This window comes from Terrabacter sp. C0L_2 (assembly GCF_036352015.1).
GTDB classification, from domain to species: Bacteria; Actinomycetota; Actinomycetes; order Actinomycetales; family Dermatophilaceae; genus Terrabacter; species Terrabacter tumescens.
This window is the reverse complement of record NZ_CP143557.1, coordinates 816,425-840,874: the sequence shown is the minus strand read 5'-3', so window position 1 is coordinate 840,874 and position 24,450 is coordinate 816,425. Positions and strand designations below refer to the sequence as shown.

General features: G+C 72.8%; 26 protein-coding genes and 1 pseudogene. 11 read left to right on the top strand and 16 right to left on the bottom strand.

The features are described 5' to 3' along the window. Positions 1 to 122: 122 nt before the first annotated feature. Genes U5C87_RS03935 through U5C87_RS03925 form a run of 3 tightly spaced genes read left to right on the top strand, consistent with a single transcriptional unit; the run spans position 123 to position 3,239 of the window. The gene (locus U5C87_RS03935) at positions 123 to 1,712 is read left to right on the top strand and encodes an AAA family ATPase (RefSeq protein ID WP_330475343.1); all 1,590 of its coding nucleotides are present in this window, start codon (positions 123 to 125) and stop codon (positions 1,710 to 1,712) included. Beyond that, a complete protein-coding gene (locus tag U5C87_RS03930) occupies positions 1,612 to 2,985 on the top strand; it encodes a response regulator transcription factor (RefSeq protein ID WP_330475342.1) in 1,374 nt (457 codons plus the stop codon). Before U5C87_RS03935 ends, U5C87_RS03930 begins: the two co-directional genes overlap by 101 nt. Positions 2,986 to 3,035: 50 nt before the next feature. Then, positions 3,036 to 3,239: a hypothetical protein gene (locus U5C87_RS03925; protein WP_330475341.1), complete on the top strand. Its 204-nt coding sequence runs from the start codon at positions 3,036 to 3,038 to the stop codon at positions 3,237 to 3,239. A gap of 25 nt (positions 3,240 to 3,264) precedes the next feature. Here U5C87_RS03925 and U5C87_RS03920 read toward each other — a convergent pair whose 3' ends face one another. From U5C87_RS03920 to U5C87_RS03905, 4 genes are all read right to left on the bottom strand, one after another. Beyond that, complete coding sequence (locus U5C87_RS03920; RefSeq protein WP_330475340.1) at positions 3,265 to 4,044, bottom strand: methyltransferase family protein; 780 nt, start codon at positions 4,042 to 4,044, stop codon at positions 3,265 to 3,267. Between the two features lie 82 nt (positions 4,045 to 4,126). Further along, entirely contained in the window at positions 4,127 to 4,966 is an 840-nt protein-coding gene (locus U5C87_RS03915) for an alpha/beta fold hydrolase (RefSeq protein WP_330475339.1), read from the bottom strand. Between the two features lie 238 nt (positions 4,967 to 5,204). Further along, positions 5,205 to 5,681 carry a DUF4440 domain-containing protein gene (locus U5C87_RS03910; RefSeq protein WP_330475338.1) on the bottom strand — a complete coding sequence of 159 codons (477 nt, stop codon included), beginning with the start codon at positions 5,679 to 5,681 and terminating at the stop codon, positions 5,205 to 5,207. 82 nt (positions 5,682 to 5,763) lie between these two features. Further along, on the bottom strand, positions 5,764 to 6,396 hold the full coding sequence (locus U5C87_RS03905) for a dihydrofolate reductase family protein (RefSeq protein ID WP_330475337.1): 633 nt from the start codon (positions 6,394 to 6,396) through the stop codon (positions 5,764 to 5,766). Between the two features lie 205 nt (positions 6,397 to 6,601). Between U5C87_RS03905 and U5C87_RS03900 the strand changes: the two genes are divergently transcribed. The 3 genes from U5C87_RS03900 to U5C87_RS03890 are packed head-to-tail and all read left to right on the top strand — an operon-like array spanning position 6,602 to position 8,234. Continuing rightward, the gene (locus U5C87_RS03900; protein WP_330475336.1) at positions 6,602 to 6,955 is read left to right on the top strand and encodes a YciI family protein; all 354 of its coding nucleotides are present in this window, start codon (positions 6,602 to 6,604) and stop codon (positions 6,953 to 6,955) included. After that, positions 6,948 to 7,631: an N-acyl homoserine lactonase family protein gene (locus tag U5C87_RS03895; protein ID WP_330475335.1), complete on the top strand. Its 684-nt coding sequence runs from the start codon at positions 6,948 to 6,950 to the stop codon at positions 7,629 to 7,631. The genes U5C87_RS03900 and U5C87_RS03895 overlap by 8 nt, the downstream gene beginning before the upstream one ends. A gap of 9 nt (positions 7,632 to 7,640) precedes the next feature. After that, a complete protein-coding gene (locus tag U5C87_RS03890) occupies positions 7,641 to 8,234 on the top strand; it encodes a GNAT family N-acetyltransferase (protein ID WP_330475334.1) in 594 nt (197 codons plus the stop codon). 25 nt (positions 8,235 to 8,259) lie between these two features. On the opposite strand, the gene U5C87_RS03885 is transcribed toward U5C87_RS03890, so the two are convergent. Further along, positions 8,260 to 8,670, bottom strand: coding sequence for an MmcQ/YjbR family DNA-binding protein (locus U5C87_RS03885; protein ID WP_330475333.1), 411 nt, complete (start codon positions 8,668 to 8,670; stop codon positions 8,260 to 8,262). Positions 8,671 to 8,800: 130 nt separating this feature from the next. On the opposite strand from U5C87_RS03885, the gene U5C87_RS03880 reads away from it, so the two are divergent. From U5C87_RS03880 to U5C87_RS22635, 3 genes and pseudogenes are all read left to right on the top strand, one after another. Continuing rightward, positions 8,801 to 10,657 carry a GMC family oxidoreductase gene (locus U5C87_RS03880; RefSeq protein WP_330475332.1) on the top strand — a complete coding sequence of 619 codons (1,857 nt, stop codon included), beginning with the start codon at positions 8,801 to 8,803 and terminating at the stop codon, positions 10,655 to 10,657. 71 nt (positions 10,658 to 10,728) lie between these two features. After that, positions 10,729 to 10,881 carry a hypothetical protein gene (locus U5C87_RS03875; RefSeq protein WP_330475331.1) on the top strand — a complete coding sequence of 51 codons (153 nt, stop codon included), beginning with the start codon at positions 10,729 to 10,731 and terminating at the stop codon, positions 10,879 to 10,881. Between the two features lie 411 nt (positions 10,882 to 11,292). Next, positions 11,293 to 11,631: pseudogene (locus tag U5C87_RS22635) on the top strand (hypothetical protein); the annotation flags it as partial. A gap of 233 nt (positions 11,632 to 11,864) precedes the next feature. Here the strand turns inward: U5C87_RS22635 and U5C87_RS03870 are convergent. The 5 genes from U5C87_RS03870 to U5C87_RS03850 form a co-directional block, all read right to left on the bottom strand. Next, complete coding sequence (locus tag U5C87_RS03870; RefSeq protein ID WP_330475330.1) at positions 11,865 to 12,998, bottom strand: VWA domain-containing protein; 1,134 nt, start codon at positions 12,996 to 12,998, stop codon at positions 11,865 to 11,867. 1 nt (position 12,999) lies between these two features. Then, positions 13,000 to 14,004 carry a VWA domain-containing protein gene (locus U5C87_RS03865; protein ID WP_330475329.1) on the bottom strand — a complete coding sequence of 335 codons (1,005 nt, stop codon included), beginning with the start codon at positions 14,002 to 14,004 and terminating at the stop codon, positions 13,000 to 13,002. Positions 14,005 to 14,066: 62 nt separating this feature from the next. After that, positions 14,067 to 15,089, bottom strand: coding sequence for a DUF58 domain-containing protein (locus U5C87_RS03860; RefSeq protein ID WP_330475328.1), 1,023 nt, complete (start codon positions 15,087 to 15,089; stop codon positions 14,067 to 14,069). Then, positions 15,068 to 16,213, bottom strand: a complete 1,146-nt coding sequence (locus U5C87_RS03855) for an AAA family ATPase (RefSeq protein WP_330475327.1) — start codon at positions 16,211 to 16,213, stop codon at positions 15,068 to 15,070. Before U5C87_RS03855 ends, U5C87_RS03860 begins: the two co-directional genes overlap by 22 nt. Before the next feature lie 70 nt (positions 16,214 to 16,283). Further along, positions 16,284 to 17,213 carry a S1C family serine protease gene (locus tag U5C87_RS03850; RefSeq protein WP_330475326.1) on the bottom strand — a complete coding sequence of 310 codons (930 nt, stop codon included), beginning with the start codon at positions 17,211 to 17,213 and terminating at the stop codon, positions 16,284 to 16,286. A 107-nt stretch (positions 17,214 to 17,320) separates the two neighbouring features. Between U5C87_RS03850 and U5C87_RS03845 the strand changes: the two genes are divergently transcribed. Next, positions 17,321 to 18,277, top strand: a complete 957-nt coding sequence (locus U5C87_RS03845) for a CHAD domain-containing protein (protein WP_330475325.1) — start codon at positions 17,321 to 17,323, stop codon at positions 18,275 to 18,277. 167 nt (positions 18,278 to 18,444) lie between these two features. On the opposite strand, the gene U5C87_RS03840 is transcribed toward U5C87_RS03845, so the two are convergent. From U5C87_RS03840 to U5C87_RS03820, 5 genes are all read right to left on the bottom strand, one after another. After that, a complete protein-coding gene (locus tag U5C87_RS03840; protein WP_330475324.1) occupies positions 18,445 to 19,932 on the bottom strand; it encodes a sulfatase family protein in 1,488 nt (495 codons plus the stop codon). Next, positions 19,929 to 20,558 carry a DinB family protein gene (locus tag U5C87_RS03835; protein WP_330475323.1) on the bottom strand — a complete coding sequence of 210 codons (630 nt, stop codon included), beginning with the start codon at positions 20,556 to 20,558 and terminating at the stop codon, positions 19,929 to 19,931. The genes U5C87_RS03840 and U5C87_RS03835 overlap by 4 nt, the downstream gene beginning before the upstream one ends. Positions 20,559 to 20,625: 67 nt before the next feature. Next, positions 20,626 to 21,489: a membrane protein insertase YidC gene (gene yidC / locus U5C87_RS03830; protein WP_330475322.1), complete on the bottom strand. Its 864-nt coding sequence runs from the start codon at positions 21,487 to 21,489 to the stop codon at positions 20,626 to 20,628. A 96-nt stretch (positions 21,490 to 21,585) separates the two neighbouring features. Further along, positions 21,586 to 21,912, bottom strand: a complete 327-nt coding sequence (locus tag U5C87_RS03825; protein ID WP_330475321.1) for a hypothetical protein — start codon at positions 21,910 to 21,912, stop codon at positions 21,586 to 21,588. 28 nt (positions 21,913 to 21,940) lie between these two features. After that, positions 21,941 to 22,474 carry an AAA family ATPase gene (locus U5C87_RS03820; RefSeq protein WP_330475320.1) on the bottom strand — a complete coding sequence of 178 codons (534 nt, stop codon included), beginning with the start codon at positions 22,472 to 22,474 and terminating at the stop codon, positions 21,941 to 21,943. A gap of 152 nt (positions 22,475 to 22,626) precedes the next feature. On the opposite strand from U5C87_RS03820, the gene U5C87_RS03815 reads away from it, so the two are divergent. Further along, positions 22,627 to 23,397, top strand: a complete 771-nt coding sequence (locus U5C87_RS03815; RefSeq protein WP_330475319.1) for a potassium channel family protein — start codon at positions 22,627 to 22,629, stop codon at positions 23,395 to 23,397. Positions 23,398 to 23,399: 2 nt separating this feature from the next. On the opposite strand, the gene U5C87_RS03810 is transcribed toward U5C87_RS03815, so the two are convergent. Beyond that, entirely contained in the window at positions 23,400 to 24,398 is a 999-nt protein-coding gene (locus tag U5C87_RS03810) for a DUF389 domain-containing protein (protein WP_330475318.1), read from the bottom strand. Between the last annotated feature and the right edge of the window lie 52 nt (positions 24,399 to 24,450).

The following is a 24,450-nucleotide window of genomic DNA, read 5'->3' as shown; positions in this document are numbered from 1 at the left end:
GCCCGGTCGGGCGATGCGACCACCGTCCCGCTCGGGGGGCAGGTCGCGCCTCAGTGGAGCCACGGAGGTCGCCACTGAAAACGCGGGCGACGGGCGACCGTGGCGGGCGGGATACTCGCCTCGTGGTCGCGATCGTCGGTCGCTCCGAACAGCTCGCCGTCATCGACGGGGCGCTCGCCGCCGCGGCGGCGGGCCGGGGCGGTCTCGTGCTCGTGACCGGTGAGAGCGGCATCGGCAAGACATCGCTGGCTGACGCGGCCCGGCAGCGGTCGGCGGCCCTGGGCCTGCAGGTCGCCCACGGGTATGCCGTCGACGACCCGGGTGCGCCCGTGCTGTGGCCCTGGCGCCGGGTCGGCACGCGCATCCCGGAGCTGGAGGAGGTCCTCGCGACCGTGACCGCGCCGGATCTCGACGACGATGCGGTGCGTTTCCGCGTCAGCGAGGCCGTGGCCGAGGGGCTGCGGCGGGCAGCGGGCGCGTCGGGGCTGCTGATCCTCCTCGAGGACCTGCACTGGGCCGACTCGCTGTCGGTGGCGCTGCTGCGACACGTCGCGCTCGACCTCGCGACGTCGCCGGTGCTCGTCGTGGCGACGGCTCGCGATGACCCGTCGACGCCGGTCGGTCGCACGTTGCCCGACCTGTTGCGGGGGAGCGCAGCCGAGTCGCTCCCGCTGCGGGGGCTCAGCCCAGACGAGGTGGTGCAGTGGCTGGCGAGCGACGAGGCGACGGCGGCATGGTGTCCGCTCGCCGACGAGCTCGTGACCCGGACCGACGGCAACCCCTTCTACATCCGCGTCCTCACCTCCGAGGCCCCGCCGCAGTCGGGCAGCCTCGACGACCTGCTGGCCGAGCGCAGCGGGATGCGGGGACTCCTCGTCGCGCCGCTCCTCCGGCTGGCCGACGACGCGCGGCACACCATCACCAGCGCCGCGCTGATGTCCGAGCGGATCTCGCCGACCCTGCTGGCCGCGGCCACGGACCGGACGGTCCCGGTCGTCAGCGACCACATCGCGGCTGCCACGCGGGCGGGCCTGCTGCGACACGGAGCGACGGGCCTGTCGTTCGTGCACGCGCTCGTGCGCGACGCGGTCGTCGCCCACACGGACCCGCAGGAGCGCTTGGGCGCAGAGGCCGCCATCGCCGCGGCGATGGCGGCGACGGGGGACGAGCTGCTCCTCGGGGCTGCTGCCGCGCACTGGGACCGGGCCGGCACGCCCGAGGCGTCGCTGCGCTGCCGCGACAGCGCGCGGACCGCGGCTGCACAGGCCGCCACCGCGCGCGCCCACGAGGAGGCGGTGGCCTTCGCCCGGATGAGCCTGCGCCACGCGCGACGACTCGGTGTCGAGGGAGCCGACCTGGCCGAGCGCCTGGGTCGAGCTGGCGCGCTACGAGTGGCTGGCCAACCTCGTGCCCGACGCGGTCGCGACGTGCGTCGAGGCCGTCGACGTGGCCGAGGCCTCTGGGCGCCGGGACCTCATGGCGCGGGCAGCCTTGGTGCCGCAAGGGATCGGCTCCGTGGAGACCGCGCAGGTCGCCGGCCGGCTGTGCCGACGGGTGCTGGCCCTCATCCCGGAGGACCGGCTGGCCGAGCGGTCCGGGCTGATGTGTCTCATGGCCGTGGCCGCCGCGGACGAGGCTGTCGACGAGAGCGCCGGACCCCTGTCGGCCAGCGCCTTGGACCTCGCGCGACGGTCCGGCTCGGCGCAGGCTGAGCTCGAGGCGGTGGCCGCCCGCCACTACGTCCTGTCCTATCCGCAGGCCATCGAGGAGCGCACGCTGCTCGCCGACCGGGCGGTCGAGCTGGGGCGCACCTCGACCACGGCCATGGGCGAACTGTGGGGACACCTGTGGCAGTGCGAGATCGCCCTGCAGCGCGGTGACCTCGGGGCGTTGAACCGATCGATCGAGGAGGTCGAACGCGTTGCGGCCCAACGGTCCTCGCCCGTCGGGCGCTGGCACACCCATCGGCTGCGGGCCGCGCTGGCCGCCATGACCGGTGCCTTCGACGAGGCACGGCGCGAGTCCGACGCCGGCCTGCAGATCGCCGAGCGCGTCGGTGACGTGTCGATGGTCGGCATGTGCCACGCCCTGCGCATCCAGCTGGCCATCCTGCGCGGGGACACGAGCGACGTGCCCGAGGGTGCCTTGCCGCTCATGGAGAGAGGCGCTCCCCCCATCCCGATCCTGACGGCCTCGATCGCCCAGACCCTGGTGCTCGTGGGCGAGCGCGACCGGGCTGCGGCCGTGCTCGAGCCGTTGCGCGACCTGCCGGGCCGGATGCCGCTCGGGCCCCGCTGGATGGGCACCGTCGGCCAGATCGGGCTCGGTGCAGCGGCAGTCGGTGACGCGGAGCTGGCGCGCCGCTGTCATGCGCTGCTGGCCCCGATCGCGCACTGGGGCACCGGCGACGGCGGCGGGAGCCCGTTCTTCTACGGCTCGAGCGAGTACCTCATCGGCACGCTCGCGCTCGGCGGCGGCGACCTCGACGTGGCCGCAGGCCACTTCCGGCGCGCGGTCGATGCCGACCTGCGCCTCGGCGCTCGCCCGTTCGTGGCGCTGTCCCGGCTCCGCTGGGCGCAGTGCCTGTCGCGCCTGCCGCGCGCGCCGGCCCCGACGACCCCGACGAACCGGACGAGCCCCACGAACCAGACGGAAGCGACCAGGCCGCCCTCCTCGCCGTCGGTCCGTGCGCTGGCCGAGTCGGCGGCGGAGGACTTCCTCGTCCTCGACATGCCGGGGCCGCTCGACGAGGCCGGACGCCTCCTTTCCGGGCTCGCGCCGGACGGTGAGGCCGGCCCGCTCACCGCCCGCGAGCTCGAGGTGGCGCGGCTCGTCGCCGACGCCTGCACCAACCAGCAGATCGCCGAACGTCTCTTCCTGTCGGTGCGCACCGTCGAGTCCCACGTGCGCAGCGCCCTGGCAAAGCTGGGCTTCAGCACGCGGACCGAGCTGGCCCTCTGGGTGCGCCACCACTCCCGCGGCTGAGACCCGGTCGTTCGGTCCGGTCCTCGCCGCGACGCCACTACTGTGGCGGCATGGCTGGTGAGGTGCAGGCGCCCTTCTGGGCCAAGGTCATCGCGACGTTCACCGGGTGCGCGTCGATCGGGGCGCTCGTCGGGCTCATGGGCGGCGCGCTGACGAAGGACGTGGGCCGTGGGCTCGTGGTCGGCATCGGCGCCGGGATCGTCGTCGCGGCGGCGCTCGTCGTGCTCAAGCCGGAGCGCATCCGGGGGGAGTGACGTCCGCCGGTTCGGCCGCGACCGCTCAGGCCTGACCGCGTCGTGACGGCGCGACCGCCGCCCTGCCCCGTCCCACGCGGAGCCCGGGCACGAACGCGGGGACGCGGGCGGCATACGCCACGTAGGCGTCACCGAAGGTGCGGCGCAGGTCGCGCTCCTCGAAGCTGGTCCCGACGGCGATGTAGCCGGTCGCGGCGACGGCGAAGAGCAGGTGCGGCGCGCTCATCCGCGGGGTGGCCCAGAAGGCAAGCACCATCCCGGTCATGAGCGGGTGGCGCACGATCGCGTGCAGGCCGCCGACCTCCAGCGCCTCGGGCGCGCCGGCGTCGGGACGGGGTCGGCCGCCCCAGCCGGCCTGCCGAAGGCCGAGCAGCTCGAGGTGGTCGACGGCGTAGGTCGCCGCGATCGCGAGCGCCCAGCCCGCCGCGCTCAGCGCCCAGAGGCCGTATGCCGCGACGCCATCGACGTGCCAGACCGCCTGGTCCCAGGGTTGCCAGAGTGCGAGCAGCAGGGCGAGGCAGACGTCGGTGGCGAGGACGTAGGTGGTGCGCTCCAGCTCGGCGGGGACGTGACGGCGCAGCCACGCCTTCGCGGGGCGACGGGCCATGACGGAGTGCTGGATGGCGAAGAGCAGCAGGAGGGCGAGGTCGACCGCGACCGCCCACCCGGTCGGGATCCGGACTGGACCGTCGACGGTCCGGCGGAGCCCCACTCCGGCGAGGAAGGCCATCGTCCACACGGTGACGGCGACGAAGCCGCACCACGCGGCGGCGGAGACGGTCAGCAAGGCGATGCGTCGTGACATGACTTCAGGCTGGCCGGACGCGGTGGGGGAGGCAGCCGTGGAACTACCCCACTTCCCTGGGTTCTGCGTCCGAAGGTCACGTCTATCGGGTGCGCGCGACGTACCAGGCGGCGACCTGCGAGCGGGAGCTGAACCCGAGCCGCAGCCGGATCCGCTCGAGGTGCGACTCCGCGGATCGCTCTGAGATGCCGAGCCGCTCGGCGATCTGGCGGTTCGTCAGGCCCTCGGCGACGAGGGCCGCGATCTCGGTCTGGCGTTCCGTGAGACCCGTCGGCACGGCGCGGCGCAACGTCGGCAGGCCGAGGAAGCGCCGCACCTCGTCGACCACCGCCTGCGCGTCGCCGATGGCCGGGAGGTGTGAGCGACCTTCGAGCTCAACGACTTCCGCGCCCGGGATGGCATCTGCGAGGGCCAGGCCTCCGGCCAGGGGTGCCGCCCGGTCGCCACGCCGGTGCAGCACCAGGGTCGGCGCGCGGACCTGGCCCAGGAGCGGGCGCACGTCGAGGGCATACGCGAGCTCCAGCAGCGCGACGGCCGTCCCGGACGAGGAGGCCGCGCACTGGTAGGTCGCGAGGGTCCGCCGCGTGCCGGCGTCCGCATCGGGGGCGAAGAGCTCGGTGAGCAGGTCGGACCCGAGCCCCCAGTGCGTCGCGAGCAGGCCGAGCACGTGCCGCCGGCTGTCGGCGTCCCCGATGGACTCACCGGCGGGCCAGCCGCCGTAGAGCACAAGTCGCGAGACGCTGTCCGGCCGTTCGGCGGCCCACTGCACGGCGGCCGCGGCGCCGAGCGACCAGCCGAGCAGGTCGAAGCGGTCCGCGCCGACCGCCTCGGTCACGGCCGCGATCGTCGCCATCTCGAGCTCCATCGTGCGCGGGCCGTCGTAGGCGTCCGACAGCCCGCAGCCCGGCCGGTCGTAGCGCACGAGGGTGCGTCCCGACGACAGTGCCTCTGGAACATCCGCTCGGCGGGGATGGCCCAGCCCACCTCGAGGTGACTCAGCCACCCCGGGGCGACCACGAGGAACGGACCACTGCCCGTGACGGCATACGCCACCCGTCGCCCGTCCGTCAGGAAAGCGGTCCTCAGGCGCTGCACACCCACGTTGCCCAGTGAACCGCACGACGCCCGTGAGGGTCAGGCGCGCAGGTCAGGCGTGCGGGTCAGGAGGGCGGCAGCTCCAGGCCGTCGCGCTCGTCGTCCCACGCGGCCGCGCTGATGCGCCAGCCGCCGGCCGTGCGGACGAGCTGGATCGTCTTCATCCCGCGCCCCGTGAACGGCTCGCCGTCCTGCTCGCCCGCCTTGGCGTAGCTGCCGAACCAGTGCGCGATGTCGCCGAAGACCTCGACGCGTCCCTCGACCGGCCACTCGCGGAAGTGCTCCAGCGTCCCTCCGGTGAGCAGCGCCTCGCGCGGGGCGATGAACTCCTCGACGCCCATGACCGCCGGCTCCAGACCGCACGTCCGCACGACGACGGCCTGCGGGAGCAGCAGCGCGCGCAGCCCGTCCATGCGCTCGCCGCAACCGGGTCCGGAGACGAACGCGCCGAAGAACGCGTCGACGATCCTGAGGACCTCTGCCCGGTCGCTCGCCGTCGTGGTCGTGGTCGCCGTGGTGGTCGTCGTCGCGTCGGTCGTCACGGCGCACACGCTAGCCGCGGCGAGGCCACCGATGGCGTATGCCGTGTGGCCGGGTCGGTGGGGGGGTCGACGCGCGCGACCGTCAGGAGGTCTTGCGCGTGAAGGTGACGTGCGTGACGCCGCTCGGGGAGGCGACCGTCTCGACGTCGAAGGCCTCCTCGACGCCCTCGAGCCCGTCCCAGAGGCGGACGCCGCGACCGAGCACGATCGGGACCTGGACCAGGTGCAGGTGATCGACCAGGCCGGCGGCCAGGAAGTCGCGGACCACCGTGGCGCCACCGCCGATCCGCACGTCCTGCCCGTCCGCGGCCGCCCGTGCCGTCTCGAGCGCCTCGGCGGGGGAGGCCTCGAGGAAGTGGAAGACGTTGCCGCCCTCCATCTCGAGCGGCGGGCGCGTGTGGTGGGTGAGGACGAAGACCGGGGTGTGGAAGGGCGGGTTGGGGCCCCACCAGCCCTTCCAGTCCGGGTCGTCGTGCCAGCCGGGAGGGCCGAACTTGTTGGCGCCCATGATCTCCGCGCCGATGCCCGGACCGTGGCGTTCGGCGAAGGCGTTGTCGACCCCGTCGGTCCCGTCGGGGTCCCAGTACCGCGTCCGCATCATCCAGGTGTGCAGGCGCTGGCCGGCATGGCCGAAGGGGGCCTCGAGCGACTGCGGCTCGCCGGTGGCGAAGCCGTCGAGGGAGATCGAGAAGTTGTGGATCCGGGTGCGTGACATCGATGTCCTCCGTGGTGGTCCCGGGCGCTCGCCGGTCGTGGTCGCCGTCGAGGTGCTCGGTGACCGAGCCCGACTCTAGTGCCGGCAAAGAAATCTCGAACGGGATGTCGAAGAGCGCCACAGCCGCTCGACGAGAGAGTACGAAGGACACTCGAAAGCAACCAGAGGAGAGATCGACATGCCGCGTTTCATGGGATTCGTGAGGATGGAAGAGGGAATCGGGACGCCGCCCCAGGCACTCTTCGACGCGATGGACGTCCACATCGGCGAGCGCGCCGCCAAGGGCGTGTTCCTCGACGGCGGAGGCCTGTACGGGACGGAGGACGCCGTGAACTTCGTCGTCGACAACGGCACTGTGACGCGGGTCGATGGGCCGTACGCCGAGTCCAAGGAGATCGTCGGCGGCTGGGCGATCATGCAGTACGGCTCGCTCGAGGAGGCCGTCGCCGACCAGCGCGAGTTCGCCGAGCTGCACGCGAAGCACTGGCCGGAGGTCAAGGTCGTCGCGACGCTGCGCCAGATCTCGGACGGTCCCGACGCGCCCGGCGAGCATGGCTGAGTCACGGACCGTGACGGGCGAGGTGCCCGAGGGTGGCTCGGCGGCGGTGACGGTCACGCCCGTCCTCGTCGCCGAGCTGCTCGCCGACGGTGAGCGGATGCCGGTCTACGTCCACGTCATCGACCATCCCGCCGGGCGGGTGCTGGTCGACACCGGCCTGACGCAGCTGCACCCTGCGGTCGAGGATATGGATCCGCAGCTGATGCCACTGAGCGCGCAGGACGGCTTCGACGTGGCCGGGATCGACGTCGTGGTCAACACCCACCTGCACTTCGACCACTGCGGCGGCAATTACCTCTTCGCCGGCAAGCCGGTCTACGTCCAAGGCGTGGAGCTGGAGGAGGCTCGGAGTCGGGACGACTACACGATCCGCGAGTGGGTCGAGGCGCCGGGAGTGGACTACGTGGCCGTGCACGGCGACCACGAGCTGCTGCCCGGCGTCCGGCTCGTCCCGACTCCCGGCCACACGCAGGGGTCGCAGGTCGTCGTCGTGCAGACCGGGGGCCGCTCTGTCGTCATCGCCGGTGACACGGCGGTCTTCTTCGACGAGCTCGACCGTCCACGGACCGAGGGTCAGCGACTGATCCGGGAACTGGCTCCCGACGAGGTGTGGCTCTCGCACCAGCACGAGCCCTGGCGCCCCGCGAACGCGTCACGGGCCGTGCTGGCGGACTAGCCTCGCGACGTGCCCGCGTTCAGCTGGAGACCGGCCAACGAGGCGACGACCGGGGACGTCGACGCCGTGTTCGACGCCGGCGGCGCGCGCAGGTGCCGCTGCCAGGCGCTCAAGGTCCCGGGCTGGATCTGGCGCGACACGACCCAGGGCGAGCGCGACGCTGCCCTCGTGGAGCAGACCGGCTGCGGCACGAGCGGTCCCACGTCCGGTCTCATCGGCTACGTCGACGGTGAGCCGGCCGGCTGGGTCGCCGTCGAGCCGCGGGAGAACTACGTGAGGATCTGGGCCCGGCAGAAGCCGTGGATGCGTCAGGATCCCGAGGCCGAGGGCGTCTGGTCGGTCACCTGCTTCGTCGTGCGCAAGGGCTTCCGTCGCCAGGGACTGATGTACGAGCTTGCTGCCGCCACCGTCGAGTACGGCCGGCAGGTCGGCGCCCGCGTCCTCGAGGGCTACCCGACCGAGCCGACGCCGGGAAAGACCGTGATCTGGGACGAGGCGTCGGTCGGGCTGCTCCAGGTCTTCCTCGACGCCGGCTACGAGGTCGAGTCGTCGCCCACCCTGCGGCGGAGGGTGGTGCGGCACCGGCTCGGTGCGTCGTCCTGACGGTCGGCGCCGTCCCGGCTGGACGTCAGCGACCCAGTCGCTGCTTCAGCATCTGGGGTGCGCAGAACCGGTAGCTCTCGGTCACGAGCTCGGCGACCTCGTCCCAGTCGGTGTCACCGTCGAGCACCATGCCGACGACGGTGGGCGACCACGGCGGCCGGTAGAACGGTGGCCCGGCGTTGACCAGAGCCGACAGCTCGTCGCCGGACGACCGGAAGGTCAGCACCGTGGTCGGCTCGGTCACCCCGGTCACGTCCCGGTACGCCGAGGTGTAACCCTCCTGGGCGACCAGGACGTGGGCGAAGGTCTTGCTCCGCACCCGCCACCGGACGCCGGTCCAGGCGTCCTCCTCGTATGCGTCGGGCAGGCTCAGCGCGATGGAGCCGATGCGCTCGACGACGTCGCCGGAGGGCTCGATGCGCGGCGGCCTGGACACACCGCGAGTCTGGCAGCGCCCACCGACGCCGGGGAGCCCTCGACGACTCCCTTGTCTCCCCTGCCGGAGTGTGGTTGCGTGGCGAGACCGTCCCCGCCGCTCGGCGAGGCACCACGACGAGGTGGTATCGATGGGCTCGACGTACGACTACGTGATCGTTGGCGCGGGATCGGCGGGCGCCGTGGTGGCTGCCCGGCTGAGCGAGGACCCGGATGTCACGGTGTGCCTGCTCGAAGCCGGTGGTCCGCCGCCGCCCGCGGAGCTCGTGCCGGCCGCCGTGGCGAGCCTGCAGAACAACCCCGCGACCGACTGGATGTTCAACGCCGACCCCGGTGGGGTCGGCAAGGGCCTGGTCGGCGGCCAGATGATGGTGCCCCGCGGCAAGATGCTCGGCGGCTCGTCCGGTCTCAACTACATGGCATACGTGCGCGGGCACCCCGGCGACTTCGACTCGTGGGCCGCCGGTGGCGCGGAGGGCTGGTCCTACGCGGACGTGCTGCCCTACTTCCTCAAGGCGGAGGGCTTCGTGGACAGCCCCGAGCTGCAGCCTGACCGCGACAGGCACGGCCATGACGGACCCGTGGGGGTGTCGGTGCGCCAGCCGATCCTGCGTGCCTCGAACCAGTTCGTCGAGGCCGCGGGCGCCACGGGTCTGAAGCAGGGCGACTACAACGGCCGCGACCGCCTCGACCCCGAGGGGGTGGCCTCGCTCTTCCAGACGACGACGAAGGACGGCCGACGCAGCTCGACCTTCCACGCATACCTCGAACCGGCGATGGACCGCCCGAACCTCACCGTGGTCACCGGCGCGCTCGTCGAGCGGATCGTGCTCGAGGTGGACGGGGAGTCGGACGGGCAGGTGGACGGCGGGGAGGTTCGGGCCACCGGGGTCGCCTACCGCACCGAGGACGGCGCCCACGAGGAGGTGGCCGCCGGCACCGAGGTGGTGCTGTGCGCGGGTGCCATCGGGTCGCCGCACATCCTGCTGCTCTCCGGGGTGGGCGCCCGTGACGAGCTCGCCGCCGTCGGGGTGGACTGCGTCGTCGACCTCCCGGACGTCGGCCGGCACCTCAAGGACCACCTCCACACGCCGCTGATGTTCGCCGCCGACGGCATCGGCGAGACGATGACCGAGGTGGCCATGTCCCTCGGCCCGGACGCGTTGCGGGCACCGGCCGGCCCGCTCCCCGCCGACCCCGCCGACGACGTCGACCTCCCCGAGCCGCTCGCGGCGGCGAAGGCCGAGGCCGAGCGCCGCATCGCCGAGTGGTTCACGACCGGTCGTGGCCTCGCGTCGTCCTCCCTCTACGACGCCGTCGCGTTCTTCTCGACCGGGCTGGGCGACGAGCACACCCACGACGCGCAGATCGGCTTCCTCGCCACCGGCTACACGCCGCCGATCTGGGAGGCCGTCTTCCGGCTGCCGCCGTCAGCGTTCTTCGAGGACCCGGAGTCCTTCCTCGACCCGACCCGTGGCCAGGTCGTCGTGCTGCCCAATCCCGTGCAGCCGCACTCCGAGGGTTCGGTGACGTTGGCGAGTTCGGACCCTGCCGTCCCGCCACGCATCGAGCTGAACTACTTCGACGACCCGCACGACGTCAGGGTCATGGTCGCCGTGATGCGCCGCGCCCTCGAGATCGCGAAGGCGTGGCCGGGCGGTGGTCTGGGTGAGCCCGTCATCCCGCCCCACCTCGCGCAGGCCCACGGCCATCAGGCCGGCTCCGAGCCGAGCGACGCGCTGCTGGAGGACATGGCCCGCCACTACGCGCTGACCGTCTACCACGAGACGTCGACGTGCCGGATCGGTGAGGTTGTCGACCCACGGCTGCGGGTGCACGGCATCGAGGCCCTGCGCGTGGCCGACGCGAGCGTCATGCCGAACGTCGTCAGCGGCAACACCAACGCTGCGGCGATCATGATCGGTGAGAAGGCTGCCGAGCTGATCGCCGTGGACCACGGCGTCCGCCTCCACGAGATGGTCGGCTGACGATTGAGGAGTGCGCGGCCGACTGAGCCGAAACGGGCGCGCGTTTGGCGGTGCCCGAGCAGACTGGAGAGATGAGGCTCCGGAACATCGGGTGCTGGGTCATGGGCCACATGTTCCGCGTCAAGGCGGGCGACAAGGAGATACTCGTCTGCCAGCGATGTGGCAAGCAGGAGCTCGTGGCGATCAAGCGGATGCGTGACAACACCGACCGGCCGTGGGTCTAGCCGCGGGCCTGCCGGGGCGGTGGAGTGGATCATGCCGCCCGCCTCGGACTCGGGAACGCTGCGCGGAGAAGACGGTGGTGCGAGCATGCCACCATGACGACTCTCCCTGACGGAATCCCGTCGGACGAGGCCACGCTCTGGGACGATCCCCGCGGCAGCTGCCCGTCGTGCGGGGGTACCGAGGTCCGGCACCTCGTGATCGGGCTTCCGGGCGACCCAGAGGCCATGACTCGGACGCCGAGCTGGGTCGAGTGGGTGGGCTGTGGGCATCCGGGACACGACCGAGAGTGTGATTGGTGCGGACTGCAGTGGGACTCGGAGGGGTCAGCGTCCTGACGCAAGGGCCGGAGACACGCGTCGGGCAGGGCCGTCTTCGACGCGGGAGACGGCTCGATCCGGCACAGTGACGACATGTCATGGATGGACAGGCTGGGGCGACGGTGGGAGGCGCGGCAGAGGGGCACCGAACCCATCCGCGTCGACACCGACGTCGTCATCTCGGCCACGAGGGAGCGCGTCTGGTCTTTCGTCATGCACCCGGGCAGCGCCCGGCTCCTCGACCCGGAGGTGGTCAACACGTTCCGGGTGCCCGGTTCCCCTGAGATGGCGGTCGGCGAGCAGCACTGCACGGTGCTCCGGCACGGATCGATGCTGGCGGCTCACATCACCGAGGTCGTCGAGATGGACGCACCCCGGTCGGTGTCGTTCCAGTCGTTGACCGCGCCCGGGGGTTTCGTCGCGAGCTACGTGCTCGAGGAGCTCGGGAGCAGGACCCGCTTGACCTATCGGGTGGAGGGCCAGGTGGCGGCCGGGACGAAGGCACAGGCCGAGGAGTCGGCCCGAACCAGCGCCGCTCATGCCCTGAACCAGCGCCGCTCATGCCCTGAACCAGGTGCGTGCCGTGGTGGAGAGCGGTGCCAGTCTCTCCTCGGACGCGTGAGCTCGGCTTCGGCCACCTGCCCCGCCTCGGCACTGGCACCGGGTCAGGACGTCGAGCGGCGAAGTGCGAGGCCCAGTCCTGCCAGGAGCAGGGCGGCGGCGACGATGCCGCCTGCGGCACTGAGGTCGATGTCCTGCTCGGCGACGGTGACGTGTTTGGGCAGGTCGGCGAGGACCTGGGTCAGGCCATCGGCATCGGTCGCGGCGAAGTACTCGCCGCCGGTCGTCTGAGCGACGTTCTTCAACGCCGGTTCGTCGACGACGAGGAAGCTGCGGCCTCCGATCGTTCCGCCCCCGGCGCCTCCGAAGTCGCGCATCCGCGGGGTGAACCCGCCGTACTGCTCGCGGGTGCACGCCATCTGCGTCGGGTTCGTCGTGCCGAAGCCGATCGGGTAGACACGCACCCCGCGCGCGGCGGCCTGCTCGGCCGCCTGGGCCGGGGTCACGCCGCGCGTGTTGGCGCCGTCGGTCAGCAGCACGATGATCTCCGGGGCCACGTCCGCCGTCGCGCCCGTGCCACCAGCGCCGCCAGCGCCGCCACGCCCACCCGCGGACGGGGTCGGTGCGGGCGCCGGGTCGCCGAGGCCGGGGCCGTCCGTCGACGGCTCGTCGACCGGGTCTGACGGCGCCACGTTCGGGTCGAGCTCGGCGATCGCGTCGATGGACCGGAGGATCGCCGCCCCGATCGTCGTCCCGCGTCCCGTTGTCACGGCATCGAGCGCGGCGAGCAGCTCGTCCCGGTCGGCGGTGGGCGCCACCGCCAGCTGCGCGAACCCGGAGAAGACGACGAGCCCGATCTTCGTCTCGTCGTCCCGCCCCTCGACGAACGAGCGCACCGCAGCCTGGGCTGCGCTGAGCCGGTTGGGCGCTACGTCCGTCGCGCACATCGAACCCGAGACGTCCAGGGCCAGGATCACCGTCGCGCTCGAGGTCGGCACGCTCGCCCGCACGGTCGGTCGGGCGCTCGCCAGCCCCAGCAGCGCCAGCGCCCCGAGCACCAGCGCGATCGGCACGTGCCGCCGCCACGACGCCGAACCGGCGCCGGCCGCCCGCAGCAGCGCCACGTTCGAGTAGCGCACCGCCTGACGTTTCCGCCGCCGCCACTGCCAGACGTAGACCCCGAGCAGCACCGGCACGAAGACCAGCGTTCCGAGCAGCAACGGCACACCGAAGCTCACCTCAGATCACCCGCCCCTGCCGCAGCACCGACACCGTGGCGCCGCCGAGCAGCAGCACCGCCGCCAGAGCCGCGACCCAGGACGTCACCTCGTGCGGCACCGTCCTCGTCGTCCACTGCAGCTCGATCGCGTCGTAGACCGCGGCCAGGGACGCCGCGTCGGACGGCCGCCGGTACGTCCCGCCCGTCGTCTCCGCGACCGCTCGCAACGCCGACTCGTCGAGCGCCGTCGCGAGGGTGAAGCCGTCCACCGTGATCGTCGTCCCGGTCGGCGTGCCGAGCCCGATCGGCTCGATCTTCACCCCGGCTGCCGACGCGAGCTCCGCTGCGCCCGAGGGGCTTTCGTCGGTCGTGTCCTCACCGTCGGTCAGCAGCACGATCGCGGTCCCGCCGTGGTAGCCGACCGGCGACTCCTCCGCCGCGCCTGTCCCCGCACCCTGCTCGGTGTCGCTCGGGGGCTTCACCGGCTTGCCGACGATCGCGCTCAGCCCGCCGAGGATCCCGTCGGTGAGCGACGTGTCACCCGCCGGCCGGAGCCGCGCCACGGCCGCCAGCACCGCGGCCCGGTCGTCCGTCGGCCGCTGCGTCACCAGGCCGGTGCCACCGAACGCGACGACCGCGATGCGCACCGACGCCGGCTGCTTCGCCACGAAACCCCGCGCCGCCGCCTTGGCCGCCTCCAGCCGCGACGGCTTCACGTCCGTCGCCGCCATGCTGCCCGACACGTCGAACGCGAGCACGACGGTCCCCTCCCGGTGCGGCTCCGCGACCGACGCCACCGGCCGCGTCAGCGCCAGCACCATGACGCCGAGCGCCCCGATGAGCAGCGCCGGGCCGAGGTGACTCCATCGCGACCGAGCCGGCGCTGGGATGACGAGCCCGTTAGCCGCCAACGCAGCCCGACGCGCTTCCTGCTTCCGCAGCACCCGGCGGTAGCCGAGCACGAGCAGCGGCACGACGAGCAGCCCCACGAGCGCCCACGGCCACGTCAGCGACAGCTCGCTCATCGCCGCCGCCTCATCGCGCCCACCTCATCGCGCCCACCTCATCACGCACCTCATCGCGCACCTCATCGGCGCCGCCTCCGTCGCAGCTCGGAGACCCGCAGCAGCGAGCGCACGAGGTCGTCGTCCGTCCGCACCGGATAGAGGTCGACCCCGGCCTTGCGTGCCCGTGCCTCGAGGTCCGCCTGTCGCGCCCCCGCCACCTCGGCCAGTCGCGCCCGGAACCCGGCGTCGCTCGTGTCGACGAAGATCTGCTCGCCCGTCTCCGCGTCCTCGACGTAGATGCCACCCGCGTCGGGCAGCTCGCTCTCGCGCGGGTCGACGACCTGGAGCGCGACCACCTCGTGCCGCTGCGCCATCCGCGCCAGCGGCGCCTCCCATCCGTCCGCCGTGATGAAGTCCGACACGACGAGCACGAGCGAGCGCCGCTTGACGATCCCGTATGCCGCCGCGAGCAGCGCCCCGAGGTCCGTGACCGTCCCCGACGGGGTTGGGACTCCAGCGGACGCGCCGCGACCCAGCACCCGGCGTAAGCCGCGACGCAGCGGCGACGCCCCTTCCCGGTTTGTGGCCTTTCGACGGTCGGAGGGGGTGGGGGTGGGGGCGGAGGTGCGGGACTCGCGGCGGTCGAGGAGCGTCTTGGCGATCCGCAGCACCTGGTTGCGTCCCGACGCCGGCGGGATGACGAGGTCGACGCCGGTGTCCATGACGATCGCCCCGACCCGGCTGCCGCCGCGTGTCAGCACGTGCGCGAGTGTCGTCGCCACCTCGGCGAGCACGAGGTCCTTCTGCCGGTCGACCGGACCGAAGCCCATCGACGCCGAGTGGTCGAGCAGCAGCCATGCCGTCAGCTCCCGGTCCTCGACGAACTCGCGCACGTAGGGCTCGTCGAGGCGCGCCGTGACGTTCCACTCGATGTGCCGCAGGTCGTCGCCCGGCACGTACTCGCGCAGGTCGGTGAAGTCGAGCCCCGCCCCGCGGAACAGGGTGCGGTAGTCGCCCTGGAGTCGCCCGTCGAGCCGCCGCACCACCCTCCACTCGAGTCGGCGCAGCAGGCTCTCGGCGCTCAGCGGGGTGGTCGCGCCCATGTCGAGTCACCCGGTCCCGCCGTGCCGCCCGCCGGGATCCCGCCCGACTCGACGCCGTACGTCCCGCCGTTCGACCCGCCGTTCGATCCAGCCGCCGTCCCACCGGGGCCGGCCCGCATGGCCTGCCGCTCCTGCTCGCGCAGCGGAGCCGTCGGCGCCGGCACCGCCTCGAGGATCGGCGTGAGCAGGTCGTCCGCTGTCAGGTCCTCGGCGAGCGCCTCGTAGGAGAGGACGATCCGGTGGCGCAGCACGTCCCGCGCGAGGTCGCGCACGTCGCCCGGCAGCGCGTAGTCCCGTCCCCGCAGGAAGGCCAGCGCCCGCGCCGCGAGCACGAGGTTGATCGACGCGCGGGGGCTCGCGCCGTACGTCAGCAGCCGGGCGAGGTCGTCCCGGCCGACGCCCGCCGGCTCGCGGGTCGCGGTGGCCAGCCGGACGGCATACTCGATGACTGCCGGGTCGACGTAGACGGCGTCCGCCTCGCGCTGGAAGCCGCGCAGCATCTCCGGGTCGAGCACCTGCACCGTCGCCGCGGCGGCCGAGATCTGGCGCTCGACGACGACGAACTCCTCAGCGGCAGAGGGATATCCGATGAGCACCTTGAGCATGAAGCGGTCGACCTGCGCCTCGGGAAGCGCATACGTCCCCTCCGACTCGATGGGGTTCTGCGTCGCCATGACGAGGAACGGGTCGGGCGCCGGATAGGTCTCGCGCCCGATGGTCACCTGCCGCTCCTGCATGACCTCGAGCAGCGCGCTCTGCACCTTCGCCGGCGCCCGGTTGATCTCGTCGGCGAGCACGAGGTTGGCGAAGACCGGCCCGAGCGAGACCTGGAACTCACCGTCCTTCTGGTTGTAGATCCGCGTCCCGACGAGGTCGGCCGGCACGAGGTCGGGCGTGAACTGGATGCGCTGGAAGTCGCCGCCGATCGCCTGCGCGAGCGTCTTGACCGCCATCGTCTTGGCCAGCCCCGGCACGCCCTCGACGAGCAGGTGCCCGCGCGCGAGCAGCGCGACGAGCATCCGCTCGACGAGCAGGTCCTGCCCGACGATCGTCCGCTTCACCTCGTAGAGCGCCTGCTCCAGCGCGTGCCGTGCGTGCGGGCCCGTCGATGTGTCGCCGTCCATGCCGTGCTCCTGCCGTTCGGGGGTGCTGTTCGCGTATGCCGTGTGCTCACCTCCGCGCGGAGGTGTCGTCTCAGCGGGGCGGGCTGCCCGCGGCCCCTCCCGCGGTCGCGATGGGCACCGCGAAGCCGATGCCGACGAAGAGGCTCTGGTCGGTGGGGTTGGCGAGGCCCGTGACGATGCCGACGACCTGGCCGGCCCGGTTGAGCAGCGGGCCTCCGGAGTTGCCGGGGTTGACCGCCGCGTCGATCTGGATGAGGTGCTCGAGCTTGCGGTTGCCCTCGACCCGGACCGTCCGGTCGAGCGCGGAGACGACCCCGGCCGACAGCGAGTCGGTGAGGCCGAGCGGGTGGCCCACGGCGAAGACGGGCGCCCCGACCGGCACCGCACCGCCGAGCACCGCCGGCACGACGGTCTGCGGCAGCCGCGTCGGCGTGAGGGTGGCGATGTCGCTCTCGGGCTTCGCGCTCTCGACCTTCGCCGGAGAGGTCGTGCCGTCGGCGAAGGTCACGGTGATCGCCGTCGAGCCCTCGACGACGTGCAGCGCGGTGAGCACGGTGCCGTCGGCGTTGACGACGACGCCGGCGCCGCTGCCCTCGGCCGGGCGGCCGCCGATGGTGTCGCGCGTCTGGATCAGGACGAGGGACGGAGCGATCGCGGCGTGCGCGACGGTGCCGTCCGCCGGGGCGGCCGCCTGCGCCTCGGCCTGCTTCGCGATCCCGCGCTGGACGCTCGTGTCGACGTCGCGCTGGTTCAGCACGGGTGGGCCGGGAGGACGGGTGACGGCATACGCGATGACGAGCGCGACGATGACGACAAGCGCGACGAGGCCCCACCACGCGGCACGCGGCACGCGGGACAGAGGGCCCAGACGGGCGCGGATCCGGTCCCAGCGGCCGGGCGGGGGAGGCTCCTCGGGCTGCGGGTCGGGCGCGCGGAGCAGAGGCCGGGCGCCAGGGGCGACGGCGGCGTCGATCGCAGGGGGAGCGGTGACCCGTGCCACCTTTTCGACGATACGTTTCCCGCGACGCGAGCGGCAGAGGGTTGTTGACCCTTCACAGGATCCGGCGAAGCGAGGACGGGCGCCATGCGCTCCGGGTATAGAGAGGTATGCCGACCGTCGGGACCCTCGTGCGACAGCGCCTCGCCGACCAGCGCGATGCCCTGCGCGCGGCCGAGGCCGCCGTCCGCGCCGGCGAACCCACGGGGCTGCACGACCTGCGCGTCGCCATGCGCCGCATCCGCTCGCTGCTCGCGACCTTCCGCCCGGTCTTCGACCAGTCCGTCACCGAGCCGCTCCGCGCCGAGCTCAAGGACGCATCACGGCGGCTCGGGTCGTCCCGCGACGCGGAGGTCGCCACCGACAACACCGACCGCATGCTCGAGGACGTCGAGCTCGCCGGCATCGACGAGGACGACGTGGCCGGCTTGCGCGCGCGGCTGCGGCTCGATGCCGTGGCCGCCGGTGACGTCGTCGAGGAGACGCTCGACTCGACGCGGTATGCCGCGCTGACCCTCCTGCTCGACGAGCTCGTCACGCACCCGCCCCTCGTGGACGCCAAGGCGCAGCGCGACGCGGCCGAGGTCGCGTTCAAGCGGGTGCGCCATGACGGCCGCCGCTTCTCCGACGTCGCAGCCGCCGCCCGCGCGGAAGCGGGGGCCGACCAAGACGGCAGAGGAGGCAGGGACGGCACTGAGGTGGCCGGGCAGGACCACGGGTCGTCCTCGCATCCCGCCCTCGACCATCCGGCCCAGCTCCACGAGGTGCGCAAGGCAGCCAAGCGCCTGCGCTACGCCGCCGAGACCGCCCGCCCGGTCGACGAGGAGGCGATGAAGCCCGTCGTGAAGAAGGCCAAGGCCGTGCAGTCGGCACTCGGCGAGCACCACGACGCCGTCATGACGCGCGCGGTCCTGCGCCACCTCGCGCTCGACGAGGCGGTCGGCGAGGCTGCCGCTTTTCTCCTCGGTCACCTCGACGCCGACGAGCAGCGCGCCATGGTCGAGCTCGAGCAGCGGGCCTGGGCCGCGGTCGACGACCTCCAGGACACCCTCGACGCGACCCTCTGACGACCCGCGCACGCCCGAGCCCCACCCGTCACCGTCGAGTGCTCAGTTCTCGACGTCGGAAAGTGGGCACTCGACGTGAACGAGCGTCGAGTGCTCAGTTCTCGACGTCGGAAAGTGGGCACTCGACGTGAACGAGCGTCGAGTGCTCAGTTCTCGACGTCGGGAACTCAGGTGGTCGTGGCCTCTGCGATGAGGCGCGGGACGGGCTGGTCGGGGTGCGGCTCGTCGCCGACCTCCTTCTGGGCCAGCCACATCCGCGCCTCGAGCTCGTCACGCACCTGCGCGTAGGCCGGGTCGTCGGCGACGTTGACCAGCTCCTCCGGATCGGCCTCGAGGTCGTAGAGCTCCCACTCCTGGGCGAAGCGCCGGTCGGAGCAGCCCGGCAGACCGAGTCCGTCGTTGTAGAAGAAGATCAGGGTGTAGCGGTGCGTCCGGTAGCCGTAGTGCGCCCCGACCTGGTGGCTGCGGTCGTCGTGCATCCAGTAGCGGTAGTAGAAGCCCTCGGCTTCGCGGTCTCGGTTCGACCGTGCCGCAACAGGATCGGTGAGGTCAGGCCAGAACGACCGGCCCTGCATGCGCGCCGGCACCTCGACCCCCGCCGCCTCGAGCAGCGTCGGCGCGATGTCGACGTTGGTGACGATCCGGTCGAGGGCCTGCCCCGCTGCGATGCCCCGCGGGTAGGACAGCACGAACGGCATCCGGATGGACTCCTCGTACATGAACCGCTTGTCGAACCAGCCGTGGTCGCCGAGGAAGAAGCCCTGGTCGGAGGAGTAGACGACGATCGTGTCGTCGAGGTCGCCGCGCTCCCGCAGCCAGTCGGTGATGCGGCCGACGTTGTCGTCGACGGACGCCACGCACGCGAGGTAGTCCTCCATGTAGCGCTGGTACTTCCACAGCGCCTCCTCGTCGTGGCTCAGCCCTTCGGGCACCGGCTGCTTGAGGTCCTCGGCCGTCAGGTGGTCGGCGACGCGCATCGCGGCGCGGCGAGCGGTGTCGGAGCGACCCGCGAGGTCGTCGGTGAACGTCGCAGGCACTGGGATGGGCGCGCCCCCGAGAGGGCCGCCCTCGGCATACAACCCCTCGTGGGCGGCGTCGGGCTCCCACGGCCGGTGCGGCGCCTTGTGCCACACGAGCACGCACCACGGGTCGTCGCCCTCGAGCCCATCGACCCAGCGCTGCGCGAGGTCGGTGATGAGCTCGGTGGCATAGCCCTGCTCGACCCGCAGCCCGTCGGGGGAGAGGAAGCGCGGGTCGTGGTACTCGCCCTGGTCGATGAGCGCGTCCCAGCGGTCGAACCCCTGCGGGTCGTGCTCGACCCCGCCGCTCGAGCCCTGCCCCATGTGCCACTTGCCGACGAACGCCGTGCGATAGCCGGCCTCGCGCAGGGCCGTGACGAACGTCGGCTGCGACGCGTCGATGAAGGTGTCGAGCGTCGTCACGCCGTTGACGTGGCTGTATGTGCCGGTGAGGATCGAGGCCCGGCTCGGCGCGCACAGCGAGTTGGTCGCGAAGAGGTTGTCGAGCCGCGCGCCCGCTCCGGCCACCGCGTCGATGTGCGGGGTGCGGTTGACGACCGAGCCGTAGGTGCCGATGGCGTGCGCGGCGTGGTCGTCGCTCAGCACGAAGACGATGTTGGGCCGGCGGGCGCTCACGACCCGGCCTCCGCGCCGGACGGCGTCTCACGGTGCGCGTCGGCGGCGCCCTGGATGCGGGCGAGATGCGCGGTCCACCACTCCTCGCCGCCCATCTCGTCATGGTCCCGGCCGCCGCGCCCGTCGACCGACTCGCGCAGCACGTCGGCGTGCCCGGCGTGCTGCGACACCTCCGCCACGCACCGCACGAGCAGCGAGCCGAGCGTCGTGCGGCGACGATCCTCAGGCCACCACGCGACGCTCGCGGGGGAGTCGAGCCCGAGCTCGCGCACGACGGCGTCGCAGTGCGCCCACGCCCGGCGGTAGAGCGCGACGAGGTCGTCGCGGGACTCCTCGGCGGTCGCCCACATGTCGGCGGAGTCCCAGATCGAGCCGTCCTCGACCCACGGCAGCCGCTCGCCCGACGGTCGCCCCACCGAGTCGCCGAGGTAGGCGAGCTCGACCCCGGCCACGTGCTTGACGAGCCCGAGCAGGTTGGTGCCGCTGGGCGTCAGCGGCCGCCGCACGTCGTAGTCAGCGAGGCCGTCGAGCGACCGGAGCAGCGCGTCGCGCCCCTGCTGGAGGTAGCGCAGCAGCTCCTCGGTCAGGGACGGCTGGGCGAGGGTCGTGCTCGTCTCTGAGGTCACCTCGCCCACGCTAGACGCCACCCCCGACGCCCGCGGGGGGCCCGGCGTACGCCGTGTGCCCGGCTCCTCAGGAGCTCGCACCTTCCAGCGCCGTGGCCTCGCGACGCGCTGCCGCCGGCGAGCCGGGCGTCGGCGCGAACCGCCAGACCAGGCCCTGCTGGGCGAACGTCCACGCGTTGTTGAAGAACCAGTAGACGACGAGCCCGGCCGGTACGAAGGCCGCCGCCGCGAGCACGCCGACAGCGCCGAGCCACGGCAGGAGCCGCTGGACCGTCGCCATCCCCTCGGGCAGGTCGGCGACATTCGTCATCGGCAGCACGAACCAGCGCTGCGTCAGCAGGCTGAGCGCGGCGGCCGCGAGCGCGACGCTGACGAGCACGAGCCCGGCGACGGGGTTCGACGCGATGGTCGAGCCGAGGTGGCTCGTCAGGTGCAGGCCCGCGACCGAGGCCGCCGACGCCGAGGCGACGAGCCCGGCATCGAGCGCGCCGACCGCATGAACGGCCGACTGACCGGCCGTGAGGTCGGAGACGACGCGGTAGAGCGCGTAGAAGAGCGGCAGCTGCAGCAGGGCCGGCGCGAGGCTCCACCCCGAGACGCCGTGCTCGGCGTGGATCGCCTTCTGCTCGGCGCGCATCGCGGTCAGCTGCTCGAGGTCCCGGCTGCCGGCATACCTCTGGCGCAGCTCGCGCAGCTGGGGCGCCGCGTGGGCGCGGGCGTGCGACGAGCGGACGCCGTGGATGGTGACGGGCAGCAGGACGGTGCGCACGACGACGACGAGCAGCAGGATCGCTAGCAGCCAGGCGCCGGCGGAGCCGGGACTCAGGCCGATCGCGCCGGCGACGTCGTGGGTGGCCGCGAGGACCGCGGCGACCGCATGGGTGACGGGGGACAGCAGGGCAGGAAGGACGTCGGACATCTGGGCAGGCATGGGTGAGCTCCTCGGCTCGGCCCGCTCGTGACGGCGGGCCGGTTCTCGAACTGGGTCAGGGCAGTGGCCCGACCGCCGCGGTTGCGGCGGGCGGGGTCAGTGCCGACCCGGGGCTCGAGGTCGCTGCGGACAGCTCGGCGCGTCGAGGGCGCACCAGTAGGCCGTCGAGGCGGGCACGGCACCCGGGACCCCCGAGGAGTGCACGCGCACGGGGACCGGCGGCGCGACCTGCCGGCCGGCCGACGCCATGACGGCGGTGAGCAGGCCGACGGCTGCGGCGGTGAGGAGCACCTGGCCGGCGCTCGCGTCGGTCACCGAGCCGACGAGCGACCCGACGAGGACGACGACCGTCGCGGCCAGGCTGGCCACGAGAGCGGGCATCGCGGCTGCGACGGAGGAGGCGCGCTCGCGCAGGACGCTCATGCGTCGTCTCCTCCCACTCGTCGTCGACTCACCTCGAGCGTACGTCACTGGCCGCGCCACACCGCCACACGGCTTCTACGGCCGAGGCCAGTCCGTCGGCGTCGAGGTCACCGGTCTCGAGCACGTGGTCGGCAGCGAGGTCGAGCGACGCGTCGGTCGCATGGAGGGCGTCGAACTCTTCGTCGGTCAGCCACACCGGGCGCGTGGTCGCGCGCCGACGCGCCTGCTCGATCGGCACCCGCAGGTGCACGACGAGGCACCCCGGCAGCAGGTCGCGGTAAAGCCCGACCGTTTCGGAGGTCAGCACGTCGGTGACGACCACGTCGAGGGCCGCGGCCACGAAGTTGCCGGCGAGGGCGCACGCGTTGCGCACGCCGAGGCGCTGCTGCCGCAGCCCCTCGTCGCCGTCCCACGGCGCCGCGCCACCCGACACGACGAGCTGGCGCACGTCGTCCACGTCGACCACCGCGCACCGTTCCCGCGACGCCGCGAGCGCGCGGGCCGTCGTGGACTTGCCGACCGCGGGCGGCCCGGTGAGCACGAGGACGCGGCGGGACGGCATACGACCCATGCTCTCGTACGGCCTGCTCTCGTATGCCGTGTGGCGGGCTCCGTCCGCTGCCGGGCCGCGCGTGACGACCTGCCCGCGCGGACGGGCCCGCCGCCCTATCCTCGGTCTCAGGGCGTCTGCCTCACGAGCGAGAGGAGGCGCGCATGGCCACCGCCCGCACGCCGCCGCGTCTCCGACGCGAGCCGCTCGCCGGCACACGGCTGCTCGACCGCTTCGACCTCGTGCTGCTGCTCGTCCTCGCCGTCATCGTCAGCCAGGCGCTGGTCGACACGCGCGGCTCGGTCTGGGGCTCGCTCGTGACGCACTCGGTCACCGGGCTCGCGCTCGTCGTCGCGACCCGGGCGTCCGGGGCCCGGCGACGGGTCCGGCGCATCCTCGACGCGCTCGTCGTCGTGACGCTCGTCAGCAACATCGCGCTGCTCGTGCCGTTGGGCGGCGTGCCGGTCCCGCCCGACTCGCTGCAGCCCGAGGGGGTGTGGGTGCTGCCGGCTCTCGTCCTGCCCGTCATCATCGGCCGGCGCCTGCTCGAGCACCAGGTGGTCCGTGTGCAGACGGTCCTCGGCGCCGTCGCCGCCTACCTGCAGATCGCTGTCGCCTACGCCACGCTCTTCCAGAACATCGACGGCCTCACCGCCGCGCACTTCTTCGGCGAGCAGGTCTCGACGACCGTCTACACCTATTTCAGCCTGACGACGATCTCGACGGTCGGCTACGGCGACTTCACCGCGACGACCGACCTCGCTCGGCTCGCGGCGACGAGCGAGGCCGTCATCGGGCAGGTCTTCCTCGTCACTTTCGTCGCCCTCATCGTGTCGCGCTTCGCGGCCGGACCGGGGCGGGGCGCCGTGTCGGACAGCACGTCGGAGAACGCACCGGACGGTGCCGGCGGCGCCACCGACGACGTGACCGGCTGAGCTCAGGTCGTCGAGCCGAGGTCGATGCTCTCGCCCACCGACCTCTCGAGCACGACGGGTATGCCGGTCGGCAGCTTCGCGCTGAGCTCGCTCATGAGCGTCGTGGTCGGGGGCAGGTCGTCGGGGGCTCGGACGTGGACGACGAGGGTGAAGCCCTGGTTCGTGATGTCGACGACCTCCGCGCCGCGCGTCGACGCGAGCCAGGTGCGCGTCGTCTCGCGCCCGATCTCGGTCAGCTTCGCGACGGCCAGGCTGATGACCGAGTTGAGGACGACGGGCACGAGGACGAGCAGCACGAGCAGCCCGAACGTGACGCGCACCTTCCGCCGGGAGGGGCCGCCCTGCTCGCGGATCGCGCTCGTGTAGCCCAGCGTCGTGAAGACGAGGCTGCCGGCGAAGACGAGCGCGAGGAAGTTCGAGAGGAAGAGCACGAGCGCCCCGAACGCGAGGCTGAGGCTGCCCTCGGCGAGGCAGATGCCGACGACGCAGAGCGGCGGCACGAGCGAGATCGAGATGGCGACGCCCGGCAGGATCGCGGCGACGTCCCGCCGCGCGAGGGCGATGGCGCCCGCGAAACCGGTGGCGAGGGCGCCGAGCAGGTCGACGAGGCGGGGGCTCGTGCGCGCCGCGACCTGGGAGTTGCTGAGCAGGTCGTAGGGGCTCGGCAGCATGAGCGAGAAGAGCGCCCCGACCGCCATGACCATGAGGCCGCCGAGCACGACGAACTTCACGCCCCCGGTGCGCTCCCGCTTCACGAGCGCGAGGGCGGTCCCCATGATCGGCGTCGAGAGCGGCGCGATGATCATGGCCCCGATGACGGTCGCGGTCGAGTCCGCGATGACTCCCGCGCTCGCGATGCAGGCGGCGAGGAAGAGCATCGTCCAGTACGCCGACCGTTTCGCCCGCAGGTCGCCCTCGTTGAGGTCGAGGTCCGAGGTGAGCTCCTCGAAGGTCCGGCGCTGGTTCTCGGGCAGCACGCGGGCCCGGATCGCGGTGAGCATGGCTCAGTCTGTCGGAGCAGCAGTTTGACCGTCCGTGGTTCGTGCCGCGTTC